21 protein-coding genes are annotated in these 26,774 nt (G+C 45.2%); 3 read left to right on the plus strand and 18 right to left on the minus strand.

Going from position 1 to position 26,774, the window contains the following annotated elements:
- Positions 1-2 precede the first annotated feature (2 nt).
- Positions 3-800, plus strand: coding sequence for an ABC transporter permease subunit (locus J2736_RS14455; RefSeq protein WP_310499303.1), 798 nt, complete (start codon positions 3-5; stop codon positions 798-800).
- A gap of 26 nt (positions 801-826) precedes the next feature.
- A complete protein-coding gene (locus tag J2736_RS14460) occupies positions 827-1,621 on the plus strand; it encodes an ABC transporter permease subunit (RefSeq protein ID WP_310499304.1) in 795 nt (264 codons plus the stop codon).
- A 361-nt stretch (positions 1,622-1,982) separates the two neighbouring features.
- On the opposite strand, the gene J2736_RS14465 is transcribed toward J2736_RS14460, so the two are convergent.
- The 13 genes from J2736_RS14465 to J2736_RS14520 all read right to left on the minus strand — a co-directional run bounded on the left by J2736_RS14465 (position 1,983) and on the right by J2736_RS14520 (position 18,327).
- Positions 1,983-4,283: a histidine kinase gene (locus J2736_RS14465; protein ID WP_310499305.1), complete on the minus strand. Its 2,301-nt coding sequence runs from the start codon at positions 4,281-4,283 to the stop codon at positions 1,983-1,985.
- A gap of 86 nt (positions 4,284-4,369) precedes the next feature.
- Positions 4,370-4,933 (minus strand): potassium-transporting ATPase subunit KdpC, encoded by a 564-nt coding sequence (kdpC, locus tag J2736_RS14470; RefSeq protein WP_310499306.1) that lies wholly within the window; start codon positions 4,931-4,933, stop codon positions 4,370-4,372.
- Positions 4,934-4,960: 27 nt separating this feature from the next.
- Positions 4,961-7,003 (minus strand): potassium-transporting ATPase subunit KdpB, encoded by a 2,043-nt coding sequence (gene kdpB / locus J2736_RS14475; protein ID WP_310499307.1) that lies wholly within the window; start codon positions 7,001-7,003, stop codon positions 4,961-4,963.
- A 30-nt stretch (positions 7,004-7,033) separates the two neighbouring features.
- Positions 7,034-8,704, minus strand: a complete 1,671-nt coding sequence (gene kdpA / locus J2736_RS14480; protein WP_310499563.1) for a potassium-transporting ATPase subunit KdpA — start codon at positions 8,702-8,704, stop codon at positions 7,034-7,036.
- Between the two features lie 35 nt (positions 8,705-8,739).
- Entirely contained in the window at positions 8,740-8,817 is a 78-nt protein-coding gene (locus tag J2736_RS34325) for a potassium-transporting ATPase subunit F (protein WP_379171775.1), read from the minus strand.
- Between the two features lie 167 nt (positions 8,818-8,984).
- Positions 8,985-9,395, minus strand: coding sequence for a hypothetical protein (locus J2736_RS14485; RefSeq protein ID WP_310499308.1), 411 nt, complete (start codon positions 9,393-9,395; stop codon positions 8,985-8,987).
- A gap of 164 nt (positions 9,396-9,559) precedes the next feature.
- Positions 9,560-11,281, minus strand: a complete 1,722-nt coding sequence (locus J2736_RS14490) for a sensor histidine kinase (RefSeq protein ID WP_310499309.1) — start codon at positions 11,279-11,281, stop codon at positions 9,560-9,562.
- 92 nt (positions 11,282-11,373) lie between these two features.
- Positions 11,374-12,810, minus strand: a complete 1,437-nt coding sequence (locus J2736_RS14495) for a response regulator transcription factor (RefSeq protein WP_310499310.1) — start codon at positions 12,808-12,810, stop codon at positions 11,374-11,376.
- A gap of 133 nt (positions 12,811-12,943) precedes the next feature.
- Positions 12,944-14,536 carry an extracellular solute-binding protein gene (locus tag J2736_RS14500; protein ID WP_310499311.1) on the minus strand — a complete coding sequence of 531 codons (1,593 nt, stop codon included), beginning with the start codon at positions 14,534-14,536 and terminating at the stop codon, positions 12,944-12,946.
- A 131-nt stretch (positions 14,537-14,667) separates the two neighbouring features.
- A complete protein-coding gene (locus J2736_RS14505) occupies positions 14,668-15,537 on the minus strand; it encodes a carbohydrate ABC transporter permease (protein WP_310499312.1) in 870 nt (289 codons plus the stop codon).
- Between the two features lie 16 nt (positions 15,538-15,553).
- Complete coding sequence (locus tag J2736_RS14510) at positions 15,554-16,513, minus strand: ABC transporter permease (RefSeq protein WP_310499313.1); 960 nt, start codon at positions 16,511-16,513, stop codon at positions 15,554-15,556.
- Positions 16,514-16,682: 169 nt separating this feature from the next.
- Positions 16,683-17,048 (minus strand): DoxX family protein, encoded by a 366-nt coding sequence (locus J2736_RS14515; protein WP_310499314.1) that lies wholly within the window; start codon positions 17,046-17,048, stop codon positions 16,683-16,685.
- Between the two features lie 397 nt (positions 17,049-17,445).
- On the minus strand, positions 17,446-18,327 hold the full coding sequence (locus tag J2736_RS14520; RefSeq protein WP_310499315.1) for a phytanoyl-CoA dioxygenase family protein: 882 nt from the start codon (positions 18,325-18,327) through the stop codon (positions 17,446-17,448).
- Positions 18,328-18,451: 124 nt separating this feature from the next.
- Between J2736_RS14520 and J2736_RS14525 the strand changes: the two genes are divergently transcribed.
- Positions 18,452-19,354: an AraC family transcriptional regulator gene (locus J2736_RS14525; protein ID WP_310499316.1), complete on the plus strand. Its 903-nt coding sequence runs from the start codon at positions 18,452-18,454 to the stop codon at positions 19,352-19,354.
- 37 nt (positions 19,355-19,391) lie between these two features.
- Here the strand turns inward: J2736_RS14525 and J2736_RS14530 are convergent, their stop codons facing one another.
- The 5 genes from J2736_RS14530 to J2736_RS14550 all read right to left on the minus strand — a co-directional run bounded on the left by J2736_RS14530 (position 19,392) and on the right by J2736_RS14550 (position 26,646).
- Positions 19,392-21,671, minus strand: a complete 2,280-nt coding sequence (locus J2736_RS14530) for a helix-turn-helix domain-containing protein (RefSeq protein WP_310499317.1) — start codon at positions 21,669-21,671, stop codon at positions 19,392-19,394.
- A 31-nt stretch (positions 21,672-21,702) separates the two neighbouring features.
- Entirely contained in the window at positions 21,703-23,088 is a 1,386-nt protein-coding gene (locus J2736_RS14535) for a sulfatase-like hydrolase/transferase (RefSeq protein ID WP_310499318.1), read from the minus strand.
- A 62-nt stretch (positions 23,089-23,150) separates the two neighbouring features.
- On the minus strand, positions 23,151-24,023 hold the full coding sequence (locus J2736_RS14540) for a carbohydrate ABC transporter permease (protein ID WP_310499319.1): 873 nt from the start codon (positions 24,021-24,023) through the stop codon (positions 23,151-23,153).
- A 13-nt stretch (positions 24,024-24,036) separates the two neighbouring features.
- Positions 24,037-25,005: an ABC transporter permease gene (locus tag J2736_RS14545; RefSeq protein WP_310499320.1), complete on the minus strand. Its 969-nt coding sequence runs from the start codon at positions 25,003-25,005 to the stop codon at positions 24,037-24,039.
- A 96-nt stretch (positions 25,006-25,101) separates the two neighbouring features.
- Positions 25,102-26,646: an extracellular solute-binding protein gene (locus J2736_RS14550; protein ID WP_310499321.1), complete on the minus strand. Its 1,545-nt coding sequence runs from the start codon at positions 26,644-26,646 to the stop codon at positions 25,102-25,104.
- Positions 26,647-26,774 lie beyond the last annotated feature (128 nt).

Below are 26,774 nucleotides of genomic sequence, written 5' to 3' on the forward strand. Positions count from 1 at the left end.
CAATGAACATATTTTTGCACGAAGTGAAGGCTTACAGGAAAACAACCCTCATATGGACGCTTTCTTTAATGTTGATTGTCATTTTTTTCTTATCCCTTTTCCCCTCCATCTCCAAAGATATTTCAGAGTTCTCAAACATATTGCAAGGGTATCCTGAGGGAATTCGAAAAGCACTCGGCATTGAAATTGAGAGCTTCGGGTCGATTCTAGGCTTTTATTCGTATATTTTCATGTACATAACCCTTTGTGGCGCCATTCAAGCGATGATTCTGGGAACCTCAATCCTCTCCAAAGAAGTGCGAGAGAAAACAGCCGATTTTCTGTTGACGAAGCCCGTTAGCCGTACACGCATACTAACCGCCAAACTGCTGGCAGCCGTTGTCTTACTACTGCTTACATCAGCTATTTATACGATCACGGCAATCATTACGGCGGTTCAACTATCCCCAGATCCGTTTTCCGGCAACCTGTTCATTATGATTTCCAGTACATTGTTCTTTGTTCAGCTCATCTTTCTAGCTATAGGCATCTTAGTATCCGTTGTTTTCCCTAGAATAAAAGCTGTGCTATCCGTGTCGCTGGGGACGGTCTTCGCCTTCTTCCTTATCGGTATGATCATTGCAACAAATGATAGTGGGGCTAAGCGATATTTATCGCCATTTAAATATTTCGATACGAAATTTATTATTCATCATGCGAATTATGAAGCTGCTTATTTATTGGCTGCAACCGGAATTATCTTCGTTTTCGTGCTAGTCAGTTATCTCCTATTTACGAGAAGAGACGTCCATGCTGTATAACATGAATGAGAGGCGGATCGTCCTACATGAATATCTTTCTTAGAGAATTGAACGTTTATAAAAAGTCTATCTTCTTTTGGAGCATCGGCATCATCTTCCTACTCGCCAGTGGGATGGCCAAGTATGAAGCTACGGCTTCCACTGGACAAATCAATGATCTGATCGCTGAAATGCCCAAATCACTCCAAGTCATCATGGGTGCGGGTGCCTTGGACTTATCGAAGGCAAGTGGATATTTCGCCATCCTCGTGCTGTACTTGTATGTCATGGCCACGATCCATGCAGCCATGCTGGGTGCGACCATTATTGCCAAGGAAGAACGCGATAAAACGGCGGAGTTTCTTTTTGTGAAACCCGTATCCAGGAGCACCGTCATCACGGCGAAATTGCTAAGTGCCTGCGTCAATATTCTCATTTTCAACATCATTACGTGGGTTTCGAGTTTGCTTATCGTAGGCAAGTATAGTCATGGCGAAGCTGTCCAAAGTAATATCGCTATCGTGATGATTAGCATGTTTGTTCTGCAGCTCCTCTTTTTAGTCATAGGAACGGCGATTGCCGCCGTGTATACCAATGCTAAAAAGGCTGCGTCCCTTGCGACGGCCATCCTTCTCCTATCATTTCTTTTGTCCATTGCGATTGACTTGAATGATACCCTGCAATTTTTGAAGTACCTCACACCTTTTAAGTACTATGAAGCCAAGAATGTGATGTATGGTGGAGGTCTGGATATAAGTTATGTCATGTTGTCCACGGTTTTGATTGTTGGGCTAACGATCCTAACCTATGTTTCCTTTAAGAAACGTGATTTGCATGTATAAATGATTAGAAAAGAGGCTGTCTCAAACTACCTTTAAACCTCTCGGTTATTCTTCCTAGCTGCCACTACGTGTTTAGATGTATAAACTACAGCTAATTTATCCGAATGTGACCTGTTTGCAGGATTAGATGGAAAAACTACAGCTAATTTGCATGAAGTTTGAAGATATGAGTAAATTGAAAGGAATTAACTGTAGAAATACAGTTAACCTTTCGAATTCTAGAAATTCTATTCAAATAGATGGAGAATATCCAGTTAGATTCCGGGAAGCAAAGGAAGCAGGTTCATGACTCAAAGATCATGAACCTGCTTCCCAAAAAGTCTAGATCACCTTTTGAGACAACCTCTCGTATTTAACCCATTCACCTGCTCCCCGTTGCTTGCCGCTTATCATAGTCAGAAATAATTAGCACATCCATCGAATTGATTAATGGCACTAACTTTTTAACCACTGTATCTTTCCATACGATAATTTGGGTCGCTCCCGCTTCATTCGCTTTGATGGCAAAAGCTGTTGCAATTTCCTTAGAGCTATTCACCTCTTTATAGGAAAACTCACCGCCTAACCGAACCGTCAGCTTCTCCAGCACTTCTAATTGGGGCTTCCATTGCTCCGCTTGCGCTTGGCCCACCACGATGAAACTCACGTGCCATACGGCTTTCAAGCGATGCGCAATTCGAAAACCGCGTCGGACTAGACGATCCGCATGTGAGATCTCCGTGATGCATACGTAAATCACCTCTTTTCTTCGCCAAGGACCGCGAAGCGAGCTTTTCCGTTCCATGGATTCCAATCGTTCATCCACATCATCCGCAATTTCGCGCAGCGCAAGCTCTCGCAAGGCAATTAAGTTGCCCGTCTTGAAGAAATTGTTCAATGCTTGATCGACCTTGACCATCGCATAAATTTTGCCTTCTCTCATGCGTAACTGTAAAGCTCCAGGAGCAACATCAATGAGCTGCACTTCATCCGCCGTACGCAAAATGCTATCGGGAACGGTTTCCCTAACCCGAATTCCGGTAAGCTGTTCCACTGCGTCATTTAAGCTTTCCAGATGCTGCACATTCACCGTTGATATCACAGATATGCCAGCTTCCAGAATTTCCAGCACATCTTCGAAACGTTTCTTATACTTCGAGCTAGGTACATTGGAATGCGCTAATTCATCAATTAACACCACTTCTGGTCTTCGAGCGATGATCGCTTGCGTATCCATCTCTTCTAGCTTTACGCCCTGATATGAGATCTGTGCCCGAGGTACGCTCTCAAGCGCGCCGACCTGTTCAATGGTTTCTTTTCTCCCATGCGTTTCAAGTAATCCGATTAGGACATCAATGCCTTTCTTGAGCAGATCATTCCCTTCCCTAAGCATGGTATACGTCTTACCCACACCAGGGGCAGCTCCAATGTAGACCTTGAAACGGCCTCGCCGAATTTTCTCGATTTTCGCCTCGACCTCTTGTTGACTCAGGCGTCTATACGTATATGCTTCCTTCTCCTTCGTAATATGGGCAGGAAGTATACGTTCCCCCTCCAGAGCAGCGCGATCCGCAACCAAAAATACATCCATATTTAAGTCTCTTTTTAAAAGTCCATTGATTACCGAACCTTGCCAAAACATTTGCCATTTCGTCTGCTTCGAATGACCTAATACAATCCGTGTGACTTTGTGCGTCATCGCGTAATTCACTAGCTTCTGTGGAATACAGCGACGATATCGCAGCGGGATTTCTTCAAACTTCCCCCCCACTTTTTCAACAAGCTTCATGATGGATCTTCGAAAGGTAGCTGCCTCTTTTGTAAGCGGTTTACCAGGTTTGTACAGCGTCACAACATGGAGGTCACCATTTAATCGTTTGGCAATCTGTTGCCCTCTGCGTACATAAATGGAGCCGTTCCAGTGATACTGTGTCGTTACTAGAATCCGCTCTGATACGCCAGAAGGACCCAGATATCCCATTTGTTCACGATGTTCTTCCAAGGAATCGTTAACATCTTCTGCGACTAGGCGAAGCGCCAACTCTCGAAGTACGCCTAAGTTACCTCTCTTAAATATCGCGGATGCTTTATTCCCCTTTAAGTGCCCTTCTTCCAAACGCGTTAAAATCGTTTCCGGAGTTACATCAATCAATCGCACCTCATCAGCCAATTCCAACGTATCAGAGGGTACGCAGGTACCTACTTCAATCCCCGTAAGCTTCTGGGCAACCTCCATCGTCCCCTCTAGTTCATAAACATTAACCGTGGTAATGACACTAATATCATGAGACAGTAAGTATTTAATATCCTCCAATCTGGTTGGAAAGCGAGCTTCGGGTCGATTCAGATGAGCTAAGCCATCCACGAGGACAACCTCTGGGTTCCTTTCGATTAAGGCATCTATGTTTAAATCTTTTTGCTCGCTGCCATCTTGCATCCAATGAATGCTCGGCACGCGTTCCAAGTCACCTAATTGTTCCACTGTTTCTGGTCTTTGGAGCGTGGATACCGCACAAATGACCACATCGATCCCTTGTTGCTTGAGATTATGGCCTTCCCTGAGCATGTGGTACGTTTTACCAGATCCACTGACAGCGCCGATATAAATTTTTAGGCTGCCGCGGTGCAGTTTGGAAATGGATAACAGAATTTCTTCCGGTGTTTTCCTTTTGAAACCATCCAACCGACATCCTCCTCTCTCCTCTTTCTCCATCTACAAAAGCGCAGAAACCACTCTCATCTACCGAGAGTGGCTGTCTGCTCACGTTCTTACAATTTCACTTGCTTAAGCAATTCTATATTTAATGCCATGACATTGACCCTTGGCTCACCGAACACGCCGAGCTGTCTAGCTTTGGTCAACTGGTCAACAAGATCATTCAGCTTATTCTCTGCGATTCCTGTCTCCTTACTAATTCTAGGAACCTGCGCTTTGGCCGCTTCTGGTGATACATCCGGATCGAATCCGGATCCCGACATCGTAACCAAATCCGCTGGAATCTCGGTTAGCGCGGGGTTTTCCTGTTTCAACGCATCGATCTTCTCCGCTATGGCGGCTGCATAATCACTCGAAGCTACTGCCATATTAGAACCTACCGAAGCTTTCGGATCATAGTTGGCTGTGGATGCGCGTGGATGAAACAGTTTTGGCGATTCAAAGCTTTGGGCCAGTAACTCCGATCCAATCACCGTTCCGTTCGATTCAATCAGACTTCCGTCCGCTTGTTTCGGAAATAGGACTTGAGCAACACCTGTCGTTGCAAGCGGGTAAATCAGCCCACAGACGATCATAAAGAATAAAGACACACGTAATGCTATAAAAACCGATTTCATACGATATCTCCTCGCTTCTCTTTCTCTCTAGACGATATTTAATCCATGAAGCACCAGATCAATGATTTTAATTCCGATGAACGGTACAACCACACCACCGACACCATAGAGCAGAACATTCCGTGATAATAGTTTATTAGCTGACATAGCCCGATATTTAACACCTTTCATGGCGATTGGTATCAAAAGAGGGATGATAATCGCATTAAATATTAATGCGGATAGAATAGCCGACTCCGGCGATGCCAGATTCATAATATTCAAAGCCTGCAGCTGAGGCATCGCTAGGATAAACATCGCAGGAATGATCGCGAAGTATTTGGCAATATCATTAGCGATAGAAAATGTCGTCAACGCTCCACGCGTAATCAGCAGTTGTTTACCAATGGAGATCACCGATAGCAGCTTCGTTGGATCGGAATCTAGATCAATCATATTGGCCGCTTCTTTGGCAGCCATCGTGCCTGAATTCATCGCCAGACCAACGTCAGCCTGTGCTAGGGCAGGCGCATCATTCGTTCCGTCACCCGTCATGGCAACTAACTTACCTTCTTGCTGTTCTTTTTTGATCGCAGCAATCTTATCTTCTGGTTTCGCCTCAGCAATAAACTCGTCTACACCAGCCTCAAGAGCAATCGTAGCTGCTGTCAGCGGGTTATCCCCTGTACACATCACGGTTTTGATGCCCATTCCGCGCAGCTCAGCAAAACGTTCCTTCAAGCCCGGTTTCACCGTATCCTTGAGGTAAATAACCCCATAGATCCGCTCGTTAATGGCAACAGCCAGCGGAGTGCCCCCTGCTTTGGCGATACGATTCGTGATCGTTTCTAAATCAGTCGGAATTTTGCCGCCAAGTGCAGCTACATATTTCTTAATGGCATCAACGGCACCTTTACGGATCTGTGTGCCATTCGACATGTTGAGTCCGGACATGCGCGTTTCCGCAGAGAACTCGATCATTTCTGCTCCTTCATACGCCCCAGCTTGCCAGGATTCACCAAGCTTATTCGCAAGTTCCACAATGGAACGTCCTTCTGGCGTTTCATCTTTCACCGAAGCTTGCAGCGCGGCGAAAGTTACCTCTTTGGCAGTCAGGCCACCTACCGGTACAAACTCAGCGGCCATCCGATTCCCGAAGGTAATCGTCCCCGTTTTATCCAGTATCATCGTATCGATGTCTCCGGCTGCTTCAACCGCTTTTCCTGACATAGCGAGTACATTAAACTGTGTGACACGGTCCATACCTGCGATACCAATGGCAGATAAAAGACCGCCAATGGTCGTCGGAATAAGACAAACCAGTAAAGCTATTAGCGTGGAAATTTCTAATTTCACATTCAAATATTGCGCCATTGGAACCATCGTCATAATAACAATGAGAAAAATTAACGTCAATACGGCAAGCAGCGTCGTTAAGGCAATTTCATTCGGGGTCTTCTGACGTTTAGCCCCTTCTACGAGGGCAATCATGCGATCCAAGAACGATTCGCCTGGATCCGTCATGACTTTGACGACGATATAGTCAGAAGCCACGCGCGTTCCTCCTGTTACGGAGGAGAAATCGCCTCCTGCCTCCTTAATGACGGGCGCAGATTCCCCTGTAATCGCGGACTCATCAATGGAAGCTAAGCCTTCAATGATTTCTCCATCGGACGGAATAACTTCGCCGATTTCAATGCGAACGATATCTCCCTTACGAAGAGTTGTTGAAGACACTTCTTTATACGATCCATCTTTTTGTACCAGACGAGCCTTCGTATCTGATTTCGTTTTCCGCAAGGAATCCGCCTGTGCCTTACCTCGACCTTCCGCCAAAGCTTCTGCGAAGTTTGCGAACAATAAGGTGAAGAGTAGAATCAGGAACACCGTAATATTGTAACCCCGACCAACGTCCGATGAGCCAAATAGCTCTGGTGCGAAGGAGAGCAGCAGCGTAATCACTGTACCTACCTCAACAACGAACATGACGGGATTTTTGATCATCACCCAAGGGTTTAACTTTTTAAACGAATCCACGATTGCTTGATTTACAATTTCTTTCGTTAATGTTTTTTTACGTTCCACGGTCATGCAAATCCTCCCTCTCTATTACGTCTATCCTTAACGCGCAGCCAAATGTTCAGCAATCGGCCCCAATGCCAGCGCCGGGAAGAACGTTAGAGCACCAATAACTAGAATCATCATAATTAAAATCCCCATAAATAAAGGTGTATTCGTGCGAAGCGTCCCCGTCGTAATTGGAACTACACGCTTGGTCGCAAGTGAACCTGCGATCGCAAGCATCGCAATAATGGAGATGTATCGACCTGCCAGCATGACCAAACCAATCATTATGGCATAAAAGTTCGTGCCCGCGCTCAGACCACCAAAGGCAGATCCGTTATTCGCCGCGCCTGAGGTGAACGCATATAGCACTTCAGAAAGGCCATGCATGCCTTGATTCGCAATGGAAGTGACGGACTCCGGTCGTATCAATGCCCACGCCGTTGGCGCCAAAATGATAAGCGGATGAATCAGGATCGCAATGGCAGCTAATTTGACTTCCTTGCCTTCGATCTTCTTCCCCAGAAACTCTGGGGTACGACCCACCATTAGTCCACAGATGAAGACCGATAATATCAGGTACAACAAACCGTTCAGCAAACCAACACCTTTACCGCCAAACACGTTGTTCAACATCATCTCTGCAAAAGGTACGATACTTCCGAGTGGTGTCAGCGACTCATGCATCGCATTGACACTCCCCGTCGTTGCAGCCGTGGTTACAGCTGTAAAGAGGGCCGTTTCGGAGAGTCCAAATCGAACTTCCTTGCCTTCCATGTTGCCGTGTACGCCTAACGCATCTACGGCTGCAATACCTTTATACTCTGCATAGAAAACCGTCGAGAGCATAACGAGAAAGATAATTCCCATCGCCGCGAAGATCGTCCAGCCTTGCTTTTTGTTCTTAATCATCAAACCGAAGGCATATACGAGCGAAGTAGGCAACAACATCATACATACGATGTGAATCATGTTCGTGAATGGTGTTGGATTCTCAAAAGGATGCGCCGCGTTCGTACCGAACCAACCTCCGCCGTTGGTGCCTATATGCTTAATCGATTCTAGCGAAGCGACTAAGCCCCGTGTAATGGTTTGCCCAGCACCTTCAATCGTTGTCGCTTGAACAGCACCCAGCAAGGTTTGCGGAATGCCTTGAAATACGAGAATCAAAGCTACGATGAAGCTCAGTGGAAGAAATACACGTGAAATCGCGCGAGTTATATCCACGTAGAAGTTACCGAGATTATCCTGACGGCCGATCAAACCACGGATAAAGGCGACCGCAACCGCGAATCCCGTTGCTGCCGATGTAAACATCGGGAATGTAATGGCCACCATTTGCGAAAGATAAGATAGTGTATTTTCACCACTGTAGGCTTGCCAGTTCGTATTCGTAATAAATGAAATTGCTGTATTAAAAGCAATCGTTGGAGACACATTACCCATGCCATCTGGATTCCAGGGTAAATAAGCTTGCAGCCGGAAAACAGCATACATGAGAATCATCATGACAAAGTTAACTAGGAGTACGGCTCCGACATACTTTTTCCAGCCCATCGCTTCTTCTTCTTTAACACCCATAATGCGATAGCCGATACGCTCAATTGGAGCAAACACGCGATCAAGGCCACTCTTTTCAGATCCAAATACGTTCACCAAGTAACTTCCCACAGGCTTTACCAACAACATGATAATGCCGAGTGTGATGATGACTTGTAACAATCCCATTCCCATAATAGGTTCTCCCCCTGCTTACATATGTTCTAAAATTTTTCTGGCTTCACTAAGACAAAACCAAGATACACCATGATAGCTAAAGCAATGAGTCCAATAACAATCATATAATTACCCTCCTACATGTTGAGGTGTTGAAGCTTCACTACCATTAACCACTTATGCTTTTTCACAAAATTTCATAAATCCCCAAAAACCCAAAAAAATTAATGCCATTAATAAAATCATCGTTACATCGTTGTACATAGCACACCTCCTCCAAATCGATCAGATCCTAATGTATGGTTTGCAGCGATGATAGAAGGAACTTCACATCACCGTTTTTGGAATAAATGACATAATCAGCACCTAACCCTTTGTAAATCAACCTTGGATTCGTGCTTTGCGTAACCACATAGATACGCCCCGAGGTCCAGCTGCGACAAATCTGAATATAGCGGCAGCAAAGCGGCAAGCTCTCCTCAAACAAAATGACGTTCCCTATCGGATAGTCAGGAATCATCGTCTTGGCCGGTTCGGATGTATCCACACGGATAATTTGCTTCACTCCTTGTCCTTCTAACTTGAGTCTTTCCATCTTATTATTCGTTAATGCAATAAAAGGAAGACCCAGCAACTTTACATGTTTCATAAAGTCCTCCCCTGCCTTCGTAGACGGAGCGATCAGCAAAAAATCACTTTGCATGACCATCCCCCCTTTCCTGAATCATTGTAACGCCGAACCCTATAAAATCAGTGTAAAGATTCTAGGGTACCCGTATAAAAAAAGCATAAAAATACGCATGATTTATAAAAAAAAGAGCAACACAGCCCACTTTGTATCTTAAGTGGTTAGTGTTGCTCTTACTTTCATATCGTCGGGATCTTCACGATCACTGTCGTGCCAGTCCCCATCTGACTTTCGATCTCTACGCCGTAGCTTTCGCCAAACAGCAGCTTAATCCGATTGTTAATATTGGAAAGACCAATGCTTTTTCCTTCCAAGCTATTGCTCACTCGCTCCGAATGGTCCATATTAAGCTTCGCTTTAATGCTTGCGAGCCCCTCTGTATCGATGCCTAATCCCGAATCCGATACTTGAAAACAGACATCGCCATTCGCATCGATATGACCGCTTACGCGTAGATGTCCGCCTGCGTCTACACGTTCAAGTCCGTGATAGACCGCATTTTCAACAATGGGTTGCAAGATCATTTTTGGCGTTTTCATATCCAATAGCTTTTCGTCAACATCCACTTCCATCGAAAATTTGCTCTCATATCGAATGGAGATTATGTTCATATAAGCTTTGATACATTGAATCTCTTCACTGATTAAAACAAGCTCGTCATTCTTAATGCTATAACGGAATATTTTGGACATGCTCGACGTGATCTGCGCGATTTCCTTGCTGCCGTATTCAAGTCCGATACTGCTTATACAATTTAAGGTATTATACAGGAAATGCGGATTGATTTGACTTTGTAAAGCCGAGAATTCCGCCTGCTTTTTGCTCAACTCTGACTCATAGAGTCGAATCTGTGTGTTAAATATATCGCTTGTCATCTCTTCCATTTTATCCATCATACTATTAATATCATAGGCCAGAACGCCAACTTCATTCGTTGAACGTACCTTGACTCGGAAGCCCACATCTCGCTTACCAATCTTCTTCATGTCTGCGATAAGCCCCATGACAGGCCGTGTCAGATTATTAAAGAAAAAATATCCCATAATAAGCATACTTACAATGATGCCAATGCCAGCTATGATACTAATGTTTTTAATCGCATGCATATCCGTTGTCAACTCTTGCACAGGGATAATACTTACAATACGCCAGCCGTCTGCCTGCTCCAAATCTTTTTCCTGGACGATTACTTCTTCCTTATTAATTGTCGTTTTTACCCCGTTGGTTAAACGGCTCCGATCTACGGGAAGTATCTCCTCGTACAAAACGCCGCGGAAATTGGCATTATTAGATACGATGACCTCATTGTTGCTGTTCAAAATGTACAACGTAGAGTTAGGCGTTAACTCCGTATTTTCCACAAGCTCCTTAAGCTTGTCCGTATTCACCATAATGGAACAATAGCCTGTCCGCTGTGAAAATTGAACCCCGCCAATCGCTTCAATAATGGGTGCTATATAAAAGAAATAGTCACTTCCTGTTTTTTCATCTTTTAATAGGTTTGTAAATTGCCCTTTTTTATCAGCATCCAAATTATTTATATAGGTACGGATAAACGCTTCGTATTGATTGGAATAAAAGATATCATGGTTACCATTACTATGAACGCGTCGCCCATGATTGTCATTAATTACGATGCCACTAACATAAGTGTTAAAGGATCTCATATATTCCATGAGTTCAATGACATAAGTGCCTATATCAAAATTCCGTTTGTAATCATCATCAACAATGGTAAACTCTTGTACCTTTTTATTATCAACAGCTATGTTCGTGCTGACTTTTATATCATTAAAAACGGAATTGATCTTCTGACTCGTTTGTTCAATAATCTTATTCCCATAATTGGCAGCTCGGTTCTGCGTCAAATTATAGAAGCTAATATAGGAATAAAATTCCATTATTGTAAAAATTATAATAGAAAATAAAAATATCAGTAGGATCTGATGTTTTAGTTTCAGTCTACTAATCTGCAAACGCCCCACCCCAACCCTCAACTCTTTCTGAATTTCGTAGGTGTTATCCCACTATGCTTTTTAAATACTTTATTGAAATAATAATAATCCATATAGCCTACTTTTGCTGCAATTTCATCAATGGACCATTCCGTATGTTTTAAAAGCTCACAAGCTTTTTTTATCCTCAAATCCGTGACATATTCTGAAAAGGTTTTGCCTAAATTTTTCTTGAAAAGTTGACAACAATAGACTTGATTGATTAAAAATTTCACAGATAAATCTTTCAGGTACAACTCACTCTGAAAGTTATTGTCGATGTATTTCACCATTTGGCTGAAATATACGTTTTTATCCCCTTCATTCGTAGACTGATAATTCAGTTGCTTGAGATAGCACACAATGTCATTTAAGAAACTGCACAACGACTCAAAGGTTTCAAAGCGCTCTTTCAATTCCGAGTAATTGAGGAAATCAAGTTCCATGTCTTGTAATTCTTCGTAATAGCTGCCAACCAAGCTACTGACGACTTGATTCCATAAATAAACAACTTCGCCCATCCCCAGATTATTTTGTTTAAAATACAACATGAGCCTATCCATGATGTCGTCCATGTCTTCAAACTTTTTCTCTTGCATAATTGTAGAAATACCATCTATATACGGCTTAACCAAATTAAGCTTCTGTTCATATTCATAGCTACCATTGACTTCATTTAAAAATACGGTTGACGCTGCGATATCTGCTTCTTTAATTAGCTTTGCCATTTGATCATACTGATTGGAAATGGAACTGATTCCTACTGTTTTTACATCTAAATCCGTCAAATCCGCAGATTCAAAACGAACATCCAAATCGGTTATGCTTTCACTTTTGAGAATATACAGTGTCTTTCTTGATCCCAGACTAACTTCCAACGCAGGTCTAAAATGCAGAGCCTTTAGGTCATGATCATGCTTATTCTCCCCGTTGGCGTACATAATAACGACCCGAAAGTAGTCGTTTGTTGAGGTATCAAATAGGTGTGTTAAACGATTCATTTCACTTTTATCCGATGAAGTTAGTGCCTCTAAGATCAGGTTATTTCTTACACCTCTCTTATTCGAAAAATGCAAGGCCAGCTTTTCTATTAACGGATCTGCCATCTCAATATCTAACGGTTTTAGGCAATAATCTAGCGCACCGTATCGAAGTGCCTCCTGCGCATAAGCAAACTCAGCGAAACCGCTTACAACAACAAAGTCAACATCCAATCCCATTTCTTTGGTCCTCTTCATTAGATCAAGACCGGATATTTCAGGCATTCTTATATCTGTAATAACGAGATCAGGACTCGCTTCACCTATAAATTCAATGGCTTTATGGGCACTTGTAAATTGACCTGTGATTTCAAATCCGTATTTTTCCCAATCAAACGCATTCCGTATTCCTTTAATCGCCCATGGTTCATCATCTACAATAATTACACTATACATAAGTACCTCCTTGATCCGATGTCCCATATTCAACAAATATTAACCCTTTACCAACCAGATAACAAGTTTGCTAGTATGTTACTACAAAGACCTATGGACATAACGGTGTTATGTCCATAGGCTTTTTACTTGACTACTTCTTATTTGCTTGCATCGCTTTGTAGATTTTCACATTCTCATCCATGACTGCCTGCCCGCCTGCTGCCATATACTCAGCAACTAGCTTATCGTACAGAGCATCAAATTCAGCTGGCTTGCAAACGATAAGTTTATCTGTCATTTGTTTGTTCATATCTCCAAGTGTTTTACCGAACTTAATATTGGATTCACTTGGCGTATCAAAGAAATAACCTGTGTAGGTGTCCGTCGTGTTAATTTTATAGGATTGTTCGGCTACTGCTTCAAGTCCTGGCGCCGACGCCGCTAGAGCTTTAATATTCTTCTGCTGATCACCTAGCTCAACACCATTAACAACCAAGGTAAGATCCAGATTGAGATAGCTGGTTTGCATATTGTCGCCTGTTTGATTAATCACTTGTGGAATACCATCGACCATCTTATGATTGACACCTTCAAGTCCGTATTGGAGGAAGAATAATACTTTAGGATCGGACATCCAGTTTAGATATTTAATAGCCAACTCTGCATTTTTACTGCTTTTAGGGATAAAGACATTCACGCCATTTTCATTGTACGCAATTTTCTTATATTTCCCTTCGTAATTCTTGAAGACATCAACAGGTACAAAACTTGCGTTAGGCACATTTGTTTTTAAAGGTACGCTGATATTTTGACGTAATGGATAATCCCAGTTTGCACTGAAGAACCCGACTTTACCGTTGGTCACATCGGCATCCGCTTGTTTGGCTGTTTTGTCTAACGCAAAATCAGGGGAGATTAATTTCTCATTGTAGAGCTTGTTGAGAAACTTTAGTCCATCCTTATTTCCAGGTTTTAACCAGTTCGGAGCTGTAACGAATTCTTCCTCTGACTGTTTCCCCCAGTAGGATTCACTTAAATTTCCAGTGTTATAATTAAAACCTGTTGCTGCTAATCCCCATGGAATCACACCATTCACGCCGCCTGGATTCTTATCTCGGAACGCAATTAGCGTATTGTACAGTTCGTCCTTCGTAGTAGGAATCGGCATCCCTAATTTATCTAGCCAATCCTTTCTAATGAACATACCGCCCCATGCCAGTGAAGTTCTTTTCGCAGGGATCGCCATTTGTTTTCCATTAAAGAGTCCATAGGAAAGAACGGTCTTCCCTAAATAATTCGTCAATTCCTTACCATGCTTAGCTAATAAATCATCTAGTTGAAGAATACCATTCACTTTCGAGTATCTGGAGATGGTCGGGCTGTCATAGGTAAACGAAATATCAGGCGCCTCATTAGCTGCCATCAATACATTGAGCTTATCAATTTCCTGTGATCTCGGAACCGGAACAAATTTTACAATCGCATTATTTTGCTTACCAAAATTATCATTGATATACCTTGTCCACGTATTATTGTTCAGATCAGGCTGCCCCTGAATACCTCTGTCAAATATCTCAACTGTTAATGTTGTCGGTGGTCCTGATGGCTTTGCTGAAGCTGCCCCTGCCGTAGTTGCCGCTGTCGTTGCTTCGCTTGCATTTTTATTATCGCTGCTACATCCAGCTAATCCACTAGTGAGTAGTGTCAAAACTGGCAATATAACCATCATTTTTTTTATTTTCATCGTTCAACCTCACCTTTATCTCATAGTCATTTCGTATAGCGTTCACATAATGATCTAATCCTAGCTGATCGGTAACAGATTCACCACCTTTCATGCTTTTGGAAAAACAACTTCTTGGTGTAACCTATTTCTCAGCCCTTAATAGCCCCCGTCATGACACCATCCACAAAATATTTCTGAAGTTTCGGGTACACAACTAAGATCGGAACGGTTGCAAACATGACACTAGCCGCTTTCAATGACTCCGGAACAATATAAGCACCGACACTGCCTTCACCTTGCTGGGTATCTAGTTGTTGATTAGCCGTAATGATTTGGTACAGCTTTAATTGCATCGGATACAAATTCTTATCGGTTATATAAAAGAGTGCATCTTGGAATCCATTCCATCTGTCCACCGCGTAAAAGAGGCTTAACGTTGCGATAGACGGTAAAGAAAGCGGAAGAACAATTCGAAATAGGATACCTAGTTCGTTACAACCATCCATGGATGCCGATTCTTCCAGACTTTCTGGAAGTGATGAGAAGAAGGTTTTTAGAATAATTAAATTGAACACACTCATTGCACCAGGCAAAATTAAGCTCCAGATGGAATTCATCATGCCTAAATTTTTGACCAACATATAGCTTGGAATTAGTCCACCGCTGAAGTACATGGTAATGACCAAGACCGATAGAAAGAAGCTTCTTCCCTTCAATCTCTTCTTTGTAAGCGGATACGCAGCACAAATCGTTAAAAACATACAAACGACTGTAAAGATAATAGTAAGTACAATGGAATACCCCAGTGTATAGATCATCTCGACATCACTCAAGATCGTTTTATAGGTTTCAAGTGTAAATTCTACCGGCCAAAGTGTGACTTTCTGTGACGTAATCGCACTATTTGAACTTAACGAAAGCGCAATCATATATAGAAATGGAACAAGACAGGTAATAGATACACCAATAATGAATACGATAATACCTAAATCAACGAAATTAATTCTCTTCTTCCTCATCAACAAGCTCAGCTCCTTACCAAATTCCCTGCTCACCAATTTTTTTGGCAATATAATTGGCTGCCAATAAAAATACTAATCCGACTACCGATTGAAACAAGCCTACTGCTGTTGCCTGCGAGAAATCCCCAGACCCAATCCCGATTCGGTAGACAAATGTACTAATAACATCGGAGTATTCACTTACCAAGGAATTCCCCATAACAAATGGCCGATCAAATCCAATCGAGATCATTCTGCCAATTTGCAAAATAAGCAAAATAATAATGGTCGGCTTCATGCCAGGTAACGTAATATGCCATATCTTGCGAAGTCTGCTGCACCCATCCATATCTGCAGCCTCATATAATTCTTTATTAATACCAATGATTGAAGCTAAATAGATGATTGTTCCCCATCCTGCACTTTGCCACACACCAATTGCTAAATACATGATCAGCCAGTTGGTTTTCTGAGAAAGAAACTCAATGTTACCAAGACCAAGACTAGATAGGACACTATTCGCCATCCCGCCCGATGAAAACATCAGGTAGACCATACCGCCAATAATGACCCATGATAAGAAATGGGGTAAATAGAGGATCGTTTGGGTTACTTTTTTAAATCTGACATGCCGAATTTCGTTTATCAGAATAGCTAGTATAATAGGTGCCGGGAAACCCGCTACCAGATCGAGAAGGTTTAAAACAAGCGTATTCTTCAGCGCACGGTAGAAGCTATTCTGCTCAAAAATGAATTTGAAGACATCCAAGCCAACCCACTCACTACCGCTAATTCCCTCGAAAATGTTATAGTCCTGAAAAGCCATCACCACGCCATAGATGGGGGCATATCTAAATATCGCGATATACGCCATCGGCAGCAGTAAGAGTAAATATAAGAGCGCATCTCTTCTGATATGCTGTAGGAATTTGTTTTTCTTCGTAGTTTTAACATTTTCTCTATAGCCGCTTAAAACCGCTTTCACTTTTATCATCTCGCTTCCCATTCAGTTGTTCGTGCGATGTCTCATGAAGGTAATTATACGTTTTAGAAATTTTTATAAAATGTAATTTATTAAAATAATTTGGTAATTATTTAATGTACAAAAATGAAGACAAACGGAAAAAGGCAGTCTTAGACATGAAGTCCTTGACTGCCTTGCTCTATTCAAATCGGCCCCACGCTATGAATACTGCCAGCGCGAGGTAAATCAGGTTCGCCACCACTGGCTTGGCGTGGCCGTGGCGCAAGTGGATGATGATCGCACCGATCATGACCAACACCCAGCAGATCGCAGTAACCGGCACCATAAATGGTGCGATATTGAGTAAAGCGGGAAGAATTAGGCCTACCGCTGCCAAGATCTCGAGGACCCCTATACTCTTGAGGAAGCTAGCAGGGAAGCCCTTGACCCATCCCCCTCCAGGGTACTTAGCCAGTCTCTCCTTGGACATAAACGTTTTGCTAGTACCACCTGCCAGGGCTACAACAGCGAGCAGCCCGGTTGCTATCCATAATGCGAGGTTCATTTGTACTCAGCTCCTCCCTCGTCTTTTTACATATATATCCATATGACGTTTTAGGGTGCTGATCTGTGACAACAGGAGTGAGCCAACTATGCACATTGTAAAAAGGTTGTCCCTCTTGCCCTTCCTCGAAAGGGAACGACGATGTCCTAATTGCGGATAAATAGGCAACATCATTATCAAAAGGGAACTACAGTTCCCTATTTCGTCTAAAAAACGCAATTAATAACGAAAACTGGATAAATAGCGCATCTACGTTCCCCTCGGATTGGATTTCAGCGGATTTTCGGCAAATAAGGCATCTAGGATCCCCCTGCCCTAAGTGTTGAATAAAATAAAGCCGTCCTATCGTAGAATAATCTACTTATAGGACAGCCTATAACCAGCATATCGGTTGTGTTTATTTCTTCCTACTCTCTTGCAAAGCACGGAATTTGCGCTCAACCTCTTCCCAGGATTCCTTGTTCGGGCCAGCCGCCGTGAAAGTAAGGAAGCCCATGCCTTGCAGCTTACCCAAGAAAAACGCATACCCCTCTTTCTCTGCCGCAGACATGTCTTCACGAGGTGCCGCGCTATAGCGCAAATCGACGGACCAACGCGCCCCATCGGACGAGTTCGGCAAGCTGCGGTGATAGGTCAGATTATGGAACAGCGCCATGTCTCCCGCTTGCATCGGAACTGTTATCTCTGTCCCGCGCTCCGCCGGGTCGCTATCTGGCTGCATCTCCCCTTTGGCATCTCTTCCACTCGCCATGACACCGCCCCACGTATGACTTCCTGGCATCATAGACAAGCATCCATTATGTTCATTCACATCGACAAACGGTATCCACACCGTAATAATATGCATCTCACCGGTAGGTAAGCCGTAATACTGGCTGTCCTGATGCCATGGGAAATAATTGCTGCCCGGTAATTTGGGACGTATATGAAAGTCTCCGTTAAAAATGATATCTTCGCCAAGCAGCGGTCTCAACGTATTAATAATAGTCGGATGGGTGGCCAGCTCGTACAGTTCGCGTGTGAATATATCCTTCTCCCAGTTAATGCCGCCTCGGCCTTCGGCAGCCTCAGATACGGCGGGCCAGCGCTTCTCGAAAGGCAATTGTTCATAGCCATGCTCGATCTGCCCCGTCTGCACCAACTTCGCAGCCGCTTCATCTACAGCTCGGGACAGCACGGACCTCATTGGTGTCAAATCCGCTTGCCCTAGCTTTCCTGCAATGATTGTGTATCCGTCCTCTTTGTATGAGTCGATTGATTTATTCATTAGGTTTTCCATGTCATCATCCTCCTTCTTCTGTTATTATAATAAGGGAAAATGAACCATTATGCTTTATCCTATACCACTTCATTGTTGTCAAATCGTCCTGTCTTACAACTCACTAGTGGAAGGATGTACGGGTATGAACCTTATGAAGACGACGGATGCAACTCATTGGCTGAACCAGTTCCCATTATGCCCTTATATCCGTAGAGCAGACTACGGCATTCGCAGCCGGACCACCCTGCCGCTTGAGCGCCGGCTGCTCGATTACCAGCTCATCTATGTACAAGAAGGACAATGTGTGATTCGCACACGGGATGCCGAGTTCGTGATGGAGCCTGGCTCGTTCTGCTGCTTGCAGCCAGACGTCCTGCACAGCCACCACATTGCAAAGCCAGGCATTATTATGCCCTTCATTCACTTAGACTTGTTCTATAACCCTTTGCGTGGCGACGGCTTTCCCGTCCCTCCAGGGATTGTAGACATTACGGTGCACGAGCATCTGATTCAGCCCAATTTAAATGTCATTAGCGGAATGAATATGCCCATTGTTTTTCAACCTTCCAATCCGGCCTATTTTCGGGATTCTCTCATTAAGTTAATCGGCATGTGGACCTCCTATGAGCCTATGGCGCAAGCTAGAGCCAACCACCTTGCAGGCGAACTTATGCTGCAAATGATTGAGCAATTTTCCCCAACAAAGCAGGAGCCGATCGAGCAAGGACCGACGTCATTGAGCTGGATTACGCCCTATTTGAACCTGCATCTCAACGAACCGATTACAGTTGAAGCAATGGCGCGTAGAGCTAATTTGTCTCGTTCTCGCTTCTCAGCCGTATTCAAGACCAAGTTCGGCGTCGGCCCCTACGATTATTTGCTCCGCCTACGCATTCAACACGCGCAGCAGCTGTTGAAGGAAACCAAGCTGACGCTGGGTGAAATCGCCGATGCTTGCGGCTTCATCAGTTTGCATCACTTCTCTAAAACGTATAAAAAACACACCGGGCAACCGCCAAGTGTGTATCGTAATCATTACTGTTAGAAACAAAAAAACAGCTGTATCCCCGCATCAAGCCGGTTTACAGCTGTTTCACTCCTCGAATTCGCTTTCGGTATTCGCCCGGGGGTACACCCGTATGCTCCTTAAACAGCCGGATGAAGTAATAATCCTGATTGTAGCCGACTAGCCGCCCAATCTCTCCTACCTTCATCTCGCTCTCCGCCAGCAGCAGCTTACTCTTCTCCATACGAATGCGCGTGACATATTCCATGAAAGTTTGGCCCGTAGTCTGCTTAAACAACCGACTTACATAGGCCGGATTGAGGCTGAGTGCTTCAGCGGAGGAGCTGAGGGATAATTCGCCTGCGAGGTTATTCTCGATGATCTGAAGCAGCCGCTCGATATGGCTGATCTGCTTGGAGTCTTCTTGATCCGAATCGCTGTGCTCCTCCGACGCTAGCTTCACCATCCTTCTGAACCAGGCATACATGCTATCGGGGTCGGCTATTTGCATCAACTCTAAGTACAACTTCTCCTCCGGGATCAAGGGGCTCCCCGCTCTAGGCTGCTGTCCGTTCAGCCGGTTCAGCATAAACGACAGTAGTTGTACGCCCAAAGCACGATGCGCATCTATGGCATAACCGGAGTACTCCTGCAATTCCAGCTGCAAGGCGTCGATCACCTGAATCGCCTGATCCGCATTCCCCACTTTGATATAGTCGCACAGAAGCTCCGCCTTCGCTTGCGGGAATGCGAACTCATTCGCCACTACAGGCTGCTGCGCATTCAGGCTGCTGAGCAGTGCTTCCCTCGCCATCGTATACGCTTGCGGCAAATCGCTAATCTCCGCACAGCCGCCACCGTAGCCGACAGTCAGCGCTTCTGGTGAAGCCTCACGAAGTCGGTCGGACACGACCTGCGCGATGCTGACTTCCCCGTTCTCCGCTGCACTGCTTCCTGAGAACACCCGCGCCATCTGAACTTCGTCTACCCAGACGGAGAATCCTTCGAAGCCGGCCGTTGCCGTCTCCACGAGTTCCCTCACCTGTATACGGTGGAAATCAGCCTCGAGCGTCCCCTCTGATTCTCCACTCCGCTGCGTCTTCATCTCGACAACCATAACCTCATAGGGACCAGGCCCCAGTGGTATTTTTAACTGTGCAAGCTTGCTCTGTATCTCTTCTAGCGAGTACTTGTTCGGTCTCAGCAGCGAGTAAACGAATCGTTCTTTGTATACGGGAAGGGACTCCTCCCAGCGAAGCCTATACAAGTCCCGCTCTTCCATCGTTTCCTTAACCGGCCTATACAACCGTTTAGACGACATATAGGCCATCAGTCCAGCGATGAGAAGCATAATCAGCCCGATATAGATGATCACTTGTCTTAGGAAATTCAACGAACGGTCCAAGCCCTCCAGCGGAACGACATGAAGAACGGTCCAGCCCAGCCATTGACTCGAAGCGTAGATTGCAAGCGACGGAACATCCGCAATCGACAGATTAAAGGAACCGTTCTTGCCGTATTCGATTTGCTCCGTTTCCTTACCCAAGTAGCTATCGACCGCAGGACTCTGAGCGTCATCGGTTTCATGCAGCTGAATCTGTCCCTTGTTCGAGAGCAGATAGACCCTGCCTGAACCACTGAGCCGGTTCAGTACTTCCTTGTACATCAACTTCTCGTTCAGATTCACGACAAAAGCATTATCACCCACACCGGTCGGCATAATGACCGTCAGCACGTGCTTGAAACTTCCATCCCTCGTCTTCGCTCTTCGCGAATCGAGAATGACAGGAGCTGGAAGCTCCTGCTTCTTCAATGAGGGACGCCAATCCTGATCATAAAACTGATCAAATAGGAAAAACGTTCCCGCCGCAGAGCGATCGCCGAACGCAAGCACTTTATTTTGCCCGCTATCAAAAAAGTACAGTGAATCAATGAATTGGCTAGAGAGCATAAACATGGAGATGCTGTCCATCGCCCTTGATTTCTCGACATAATAACGGTACGACTCTTGCAAATCATCAGGAGGAATTTCCCCTGTTAAGTTCTCAAAATAATCCCCCTGCGGGAAAATTTCAAATCGGCGGAAGGTCGTATTCAGTGTAAGCTGGCGGCAAGTGTCCATAATCTGTTCGACGATAATTTCCAGTGCATTGATCGTCTGCCCAACGTACTGTTGACTCGTTTGTTCCGCCTCGGATCGAAAGGTTTGGCTTACCTGAATATAGGAAATAACAGACATCGTCAAAATAGGAACGAGGGCTACGACGTACATCCATAAGATGAGCCGTGTGAACGATAATCTCTTCTTCTTGCCTTCCCTCATCGTTGCAAACAGCGCACGCCACAGATGACGCATAGACTTCCTCCTTCCTCTTATTTGTTAGCGATTAGTAGCAGCGTGAAATGCCGCTCTTCTCTTGATTGCGTCTGGCCTGCTCATCGATAACCGCAGGATCACCAACAACTGACAGCAGCTCGCGATGCATCTCCTGCAGCTTGCCCGCCATATCTGCACGCCCAGCCAGATTCACTAGCTCACCCGGATCCTTATCCACCTGGAACAGCTCCGGTTGTTCTGGATACTCGACATAATAGTTATATTTGAAATGATCTTTTTTCACCATAAAAGCAGCCTGGAGCATCCCCTGTGCATGATATTCGCTGAATACGACACGCGGGGCCCCCTCTAGGTCTCCCTGAATCAGCGGCAGCAAGCTCTGCCCCGATAGTCGAGATGGGGGCTGAATTCCTGCTAATTCCATGATCGTCGGAATGAGATCAACTAAGCTTACATTGTGAGAGATGCTGCGTCCTCCTAAGGATTCCGGCAGCCGAATAATCATCGGAATTTTCACCGACGATTCATAGAAGCACTGCTTTTGCCAAATGCCGTGTTGTCCGGCCATCTCGCCGTGATCACTAATATACACCACAATTGTGTTGTCCTTCAGCGAAGATCCATCGATCACGTCCAACATCCGGCCTAAGTAATCATCAACTAAGGTAATTAAAGCATAGTAAGAAGCGAGCGCCGTACGAACGGTCTCCTCCGGCACTTGTTCATCATTGCGGAAGGCATAGCGCATCTGGCGAATCGCCGGGTGCTGATCCTCCAGCGTCTCCTCTGTCCAAGACGGCAGCTTCAGCTGCTGCGGATCGTACATCCGGTAATATGCCGGGGGTGCAATCAGTGGAAAGTGAGGAAACATGAGACCGCTGACCATCAGCCATGGCTTCTCCTCTTCTGCAGCTGCCTTGGACGTTAAATAGCGAACTGTCAGATCAGCTACGTTAGCATCATATTCTTGCCAAGACCCTTGTCCCGGACCGCACTGCGTGACGTGGGAATTACTTCCCCTTCTCGCCTCCGGCGTCCGCTTAGGTGTCTGATTATAGCTCTTCCAGCTGTCCATATCGTCATAGAGACGCTTGCCGAACCCGTGCAGCCTGTCTTCCCCAACCATGTGCATGCGACCGCAGAGCACCGACTCATAGCCAGCGGCTTCAAAGTAGTGGGCGAAGGTTGGTGTCACCGAAGACAACGGCGAACCATTATCCCATCCCCCCACTTTGAACGCATGCTGTCCTGTAAGAAAAGACATACGGGACGGAACGCACATCGGCGAGTTGCAATAGGCGTTGTCGAACCGGATCCCCTCTGCGGCCAGCCGGTCCATATGCGGCGTCTTGACTTCGAGATGCCCGTAGCAGCCCGTAGCGTGGGCCGCATGCTCATCGCTCATGACAATCAGAATATTAGGCTTGGATCTCATTGCATAGCCTCCGTTTGTTCATTTTAACCCTATCACCGTTCAAGAACAACTTTACACATTTACTACCCTTTAACTGACCCGATCATCGCACCTTTGACAAAGTATTTCTGGATGAACGGATATACGAACAGAATTGGAATCGTGCTAATCATAATCGCAGCTGCCTTAATCGTAGCAGCAGGTGGTGGAATCTCGTTGGTTGGCATAAGATCCTCTTGTGAAATACCTGAGGACAGAATGTTGCGCAGAATCAGCTGCATCGGGTACTGTTTCACATCATTCAGATAAATCGCAGCATCGAACCAAGCGTTCCAATGACCTACTGCGTAGAATAAACCGATTGTCACGAATGCTGGCTTGGACAAAGGCAAGATAATCCGCCACAGAATGCCTGCCGCATTAGCGCCGTCCATAATCGCCGCTTCTTCGATTTCTGCGGGGATGTTCATGAAGAACGTCCGCATAATGAACATATTCCAAGCGCTGACCAATCCGGGGATAATTAATACCCATATCGAACCCTTTAGGCCGATGGCATCCATTAGCAAGTAAGTAGGAATCATCCCGCCGGAGAAGACCATTTGAACGAAAATAAAGGTCACGATCGCATTGCGGCCGGGCAGAGTCCGGCGCGCCAGTCCGTAAGCGAGCATGGACGTTACAATTAGATTAAGCGCGGTTCCGACAATGACACGGAATAAGGTAACTTGATAGGCATGAAAGATTAAGTTGCTATCTTTCAGGAACATCCGGTAAGCCAGTAAATTCCACTGCTCCGGGAAGAGAATGAATGCGCCTCGACGAACCGCTTCCGCTTCGCTCACAAAGGATGTGGCGAATACCGTCCAGAAGGGAACAAGGAAGAGCACACACAGCAGCACAAGAAACGCGTAATTAAACGCCGCAAACAGCTTTTCACCCTTAGTTGGTTTCATCTAGATGCTCACCTCACCATATGCCTTCTTGACCAAGCCGCTTGCTCAAATAGTTCGTGCCGAGGATCAAGATCGCTGCGAACACACTTTTGAACAGGTTAACGGCTGTAGCGAAGGAATATTGAAATTGAATAAGTCCCTGGCGGTACACAAAGGTATCGATAATGTCCGAAGTCTCATAGACAGGCGGGGAATACAACAGAAACACTTGCTCGAAGCCGGCATTGAGCAGTCCGCCTACATTGAAGATAAACAAGATGACGATGACGTGCGTAATGCCTGGGAGCGTAATATGCCATACTTGGCGCCACTTCCCCGCACCATCAATAATCGCTGCCTCATATAGCTGTGGATCGATGGCTGTTAGTGCTGCCAAATACAGGATGCTTCCCCAGCCCACCTGATGCCAGATATGCGAGCTTACAAGCACACTGCGGAAGTAATCGTTGCTGCCGAGAAAATGAATCGGTTCCTTACCAAACAGGCGGAGCAACTCGTTAACCAAACCTCCGTCCGTGGACAAGATGTTCATCACCAATCCTGAAATAATGACCATGGATAAAAAATGAGGCAAGTAAGAAATCGTTTGCACAAACTTCTTGAAAACTTGATGCTTGACCTCATTCAGCAGCAATGCCAGAATGATCGGCGCCGGGAAACCGATAATTAACTTATAACCGCTAATCACCAAAGTATTCCTGAGCACATTCCAGAAGTAAATGGAATCCATAAAGTTCTTAAAGTGCTTGAAGCCCACCCAAGGGCTGCTTATAATTCCTTGAATGCCGTCAAAGGGGGAAATATCCTTGAAGGCAATGACAATGCCCGCCATCGGGACATAGTCGAAGATTAGAAAATAAAGCAGGCCCGGCAAAATTAATAAATAGTAAAATTTATGGTGACGTATGGCCACCAAGCGGCGGCTTCCTCTTTTTTTCGATTGAATAGTTGCGGGATTCAGTGACGGATTATTGGTCATCATGCGCTCCCTCCTCCTTCCGATGAATAAACAACGGGGATGCACAAAATGTGCATCCCCTGCACTTGACACATAGAAGAGACGAATGCTGGATTCAAGCTACTTCTTCAATTTATTGTACTGCTCCGTCTTCGCATCGATGAGACTGGTCATACCTGCTTTGTTCAACTGATCGAGGAATTTGTCCCAATCGCTCATTGGGCGCGCACCCATAATGAACTTCGTCACTTCTTCGTCCCGCAAACGTTTGATATCACTCATGGATGGTACTTTGTCCGTTAATTCTTTCGTGTCATACACAATGTTGTAATCGAAAGGCATCTTCCCGGAGTCCAGTTTCAAAAGCTCGGAACGCAGGAAATCTTTATGCATCTTGTTCGTACCGTCGTTAACATCAACTAGGTTTTCGTTAGGAAGACCCATACCGAAGGAGAATTCGCCGGCATACTTGCGATCCTTGCTGAGTTCATAGATTTTCTTCGGCTCAATCCATTTCCAATCCTTATCCTTCATACCGTAACGAGTAATGGTATAATTTTCAATATCTTGATAAATCCAGTTAATGAACTTGATCGCAGCTTCCGGATTTTTCGCTTTTTTGTTGATCAGTGTACCGCCCGTACCAGCCGGATTAATCGTTTGCGTCTTCCCTTTTGGACCTGTCAAACTAGGCACGGCGGTGAAGTCCATCTCTGGCATGCTCGTTTGCACCTTCGGTAACTGTAGTGTCGTATGTGAATACCAGCGAGCGGCTGTGCCGACGCGGTTTGTCTTCAGCAGTTCCAGCGCATCGTGTTTCGCGAAGGCTTCCTTATAGATGTAACCCTTTTGGTACCAGTCTGCCATCTTCGCCACGAAATCCTTATAGCCAGCAGCGAACTCAACCGACTTCACCTTTTTATCTGCCGGATCAAGCCAGTCGCCGTAGCCTCCATCAACGAATCCTGCAGCCAGCGACATCGTTAGCCCTTCAAGATTCGTTGACATCGCGATCGTATCGTCCTTGCCGTTGCCGTCAGGATCCTTTTCCTTGAAAGCCTTCAGAATCACTTCCAGATCATCAATCGTCTTCGGTGCCTGCAGACCCAACTTCTGCATCCATTCCTTCCGAAGATAAATCGGATAAGCAGCCGTCAGCGTCAGACGGGGAATACCCCAGATCTTGCCGTCCTTATCGGTCATCATATCCCAGGATTCCTTCGGCCAAGCCTTCTTAATGTTGGGTCCATACTTATCAAGGAGATCGTTCAGAGGAGTAATTGCGCCTTTGCTGGCGTAATCGGTCCAACTGCCCTGAAACACATCGACCTCATCATTAGAAGAAAGAAGCAGGTTCAGCTTTTCTTTTGCCGTATCAGCATTGGCTGGAGGAACGATAGCGCTTACATCTATGCTAGTTTGTTCTAAGATCAGCTTCTTGACCTCATCAAGACGCGCAGCATCGCTGCCTTGTGGCATATCGTTCAGTGCGCCAGAGTTTGAATAGAACGTTACTTTCGCCGGAGCCGCCTTTGTCCCGCCATTAGCGCTTGCTCCTTTCTCACCGGTCCCGCCGGTGGTTCCACCGGAGCTGCAGCCTGCGAGCACTGAGATGGATACCATTGTGATCATGCCTGTCTTTACAAATGTTTTGCTTGAAACCACGGTAATACCTCCCTTAATTTCTATTTTTGTAAGCGCTATCTCGATTGTGCCAAGTGAGTATATCATCGTTTTTACCGGCGAGAACATCATACGATTTTGATAAAGGTACATAAATTTTTGATATGTCA

It is taken from the genome of Paenibacillus qinlingensis, assembly GCF_031455095.1.
GTDB lineage: Bacteria > Bacillota > Bacilli > Paenibacillales > NBRC-103111 > Paenibacillus_E > Paenibacillus_E qinlingensis_A.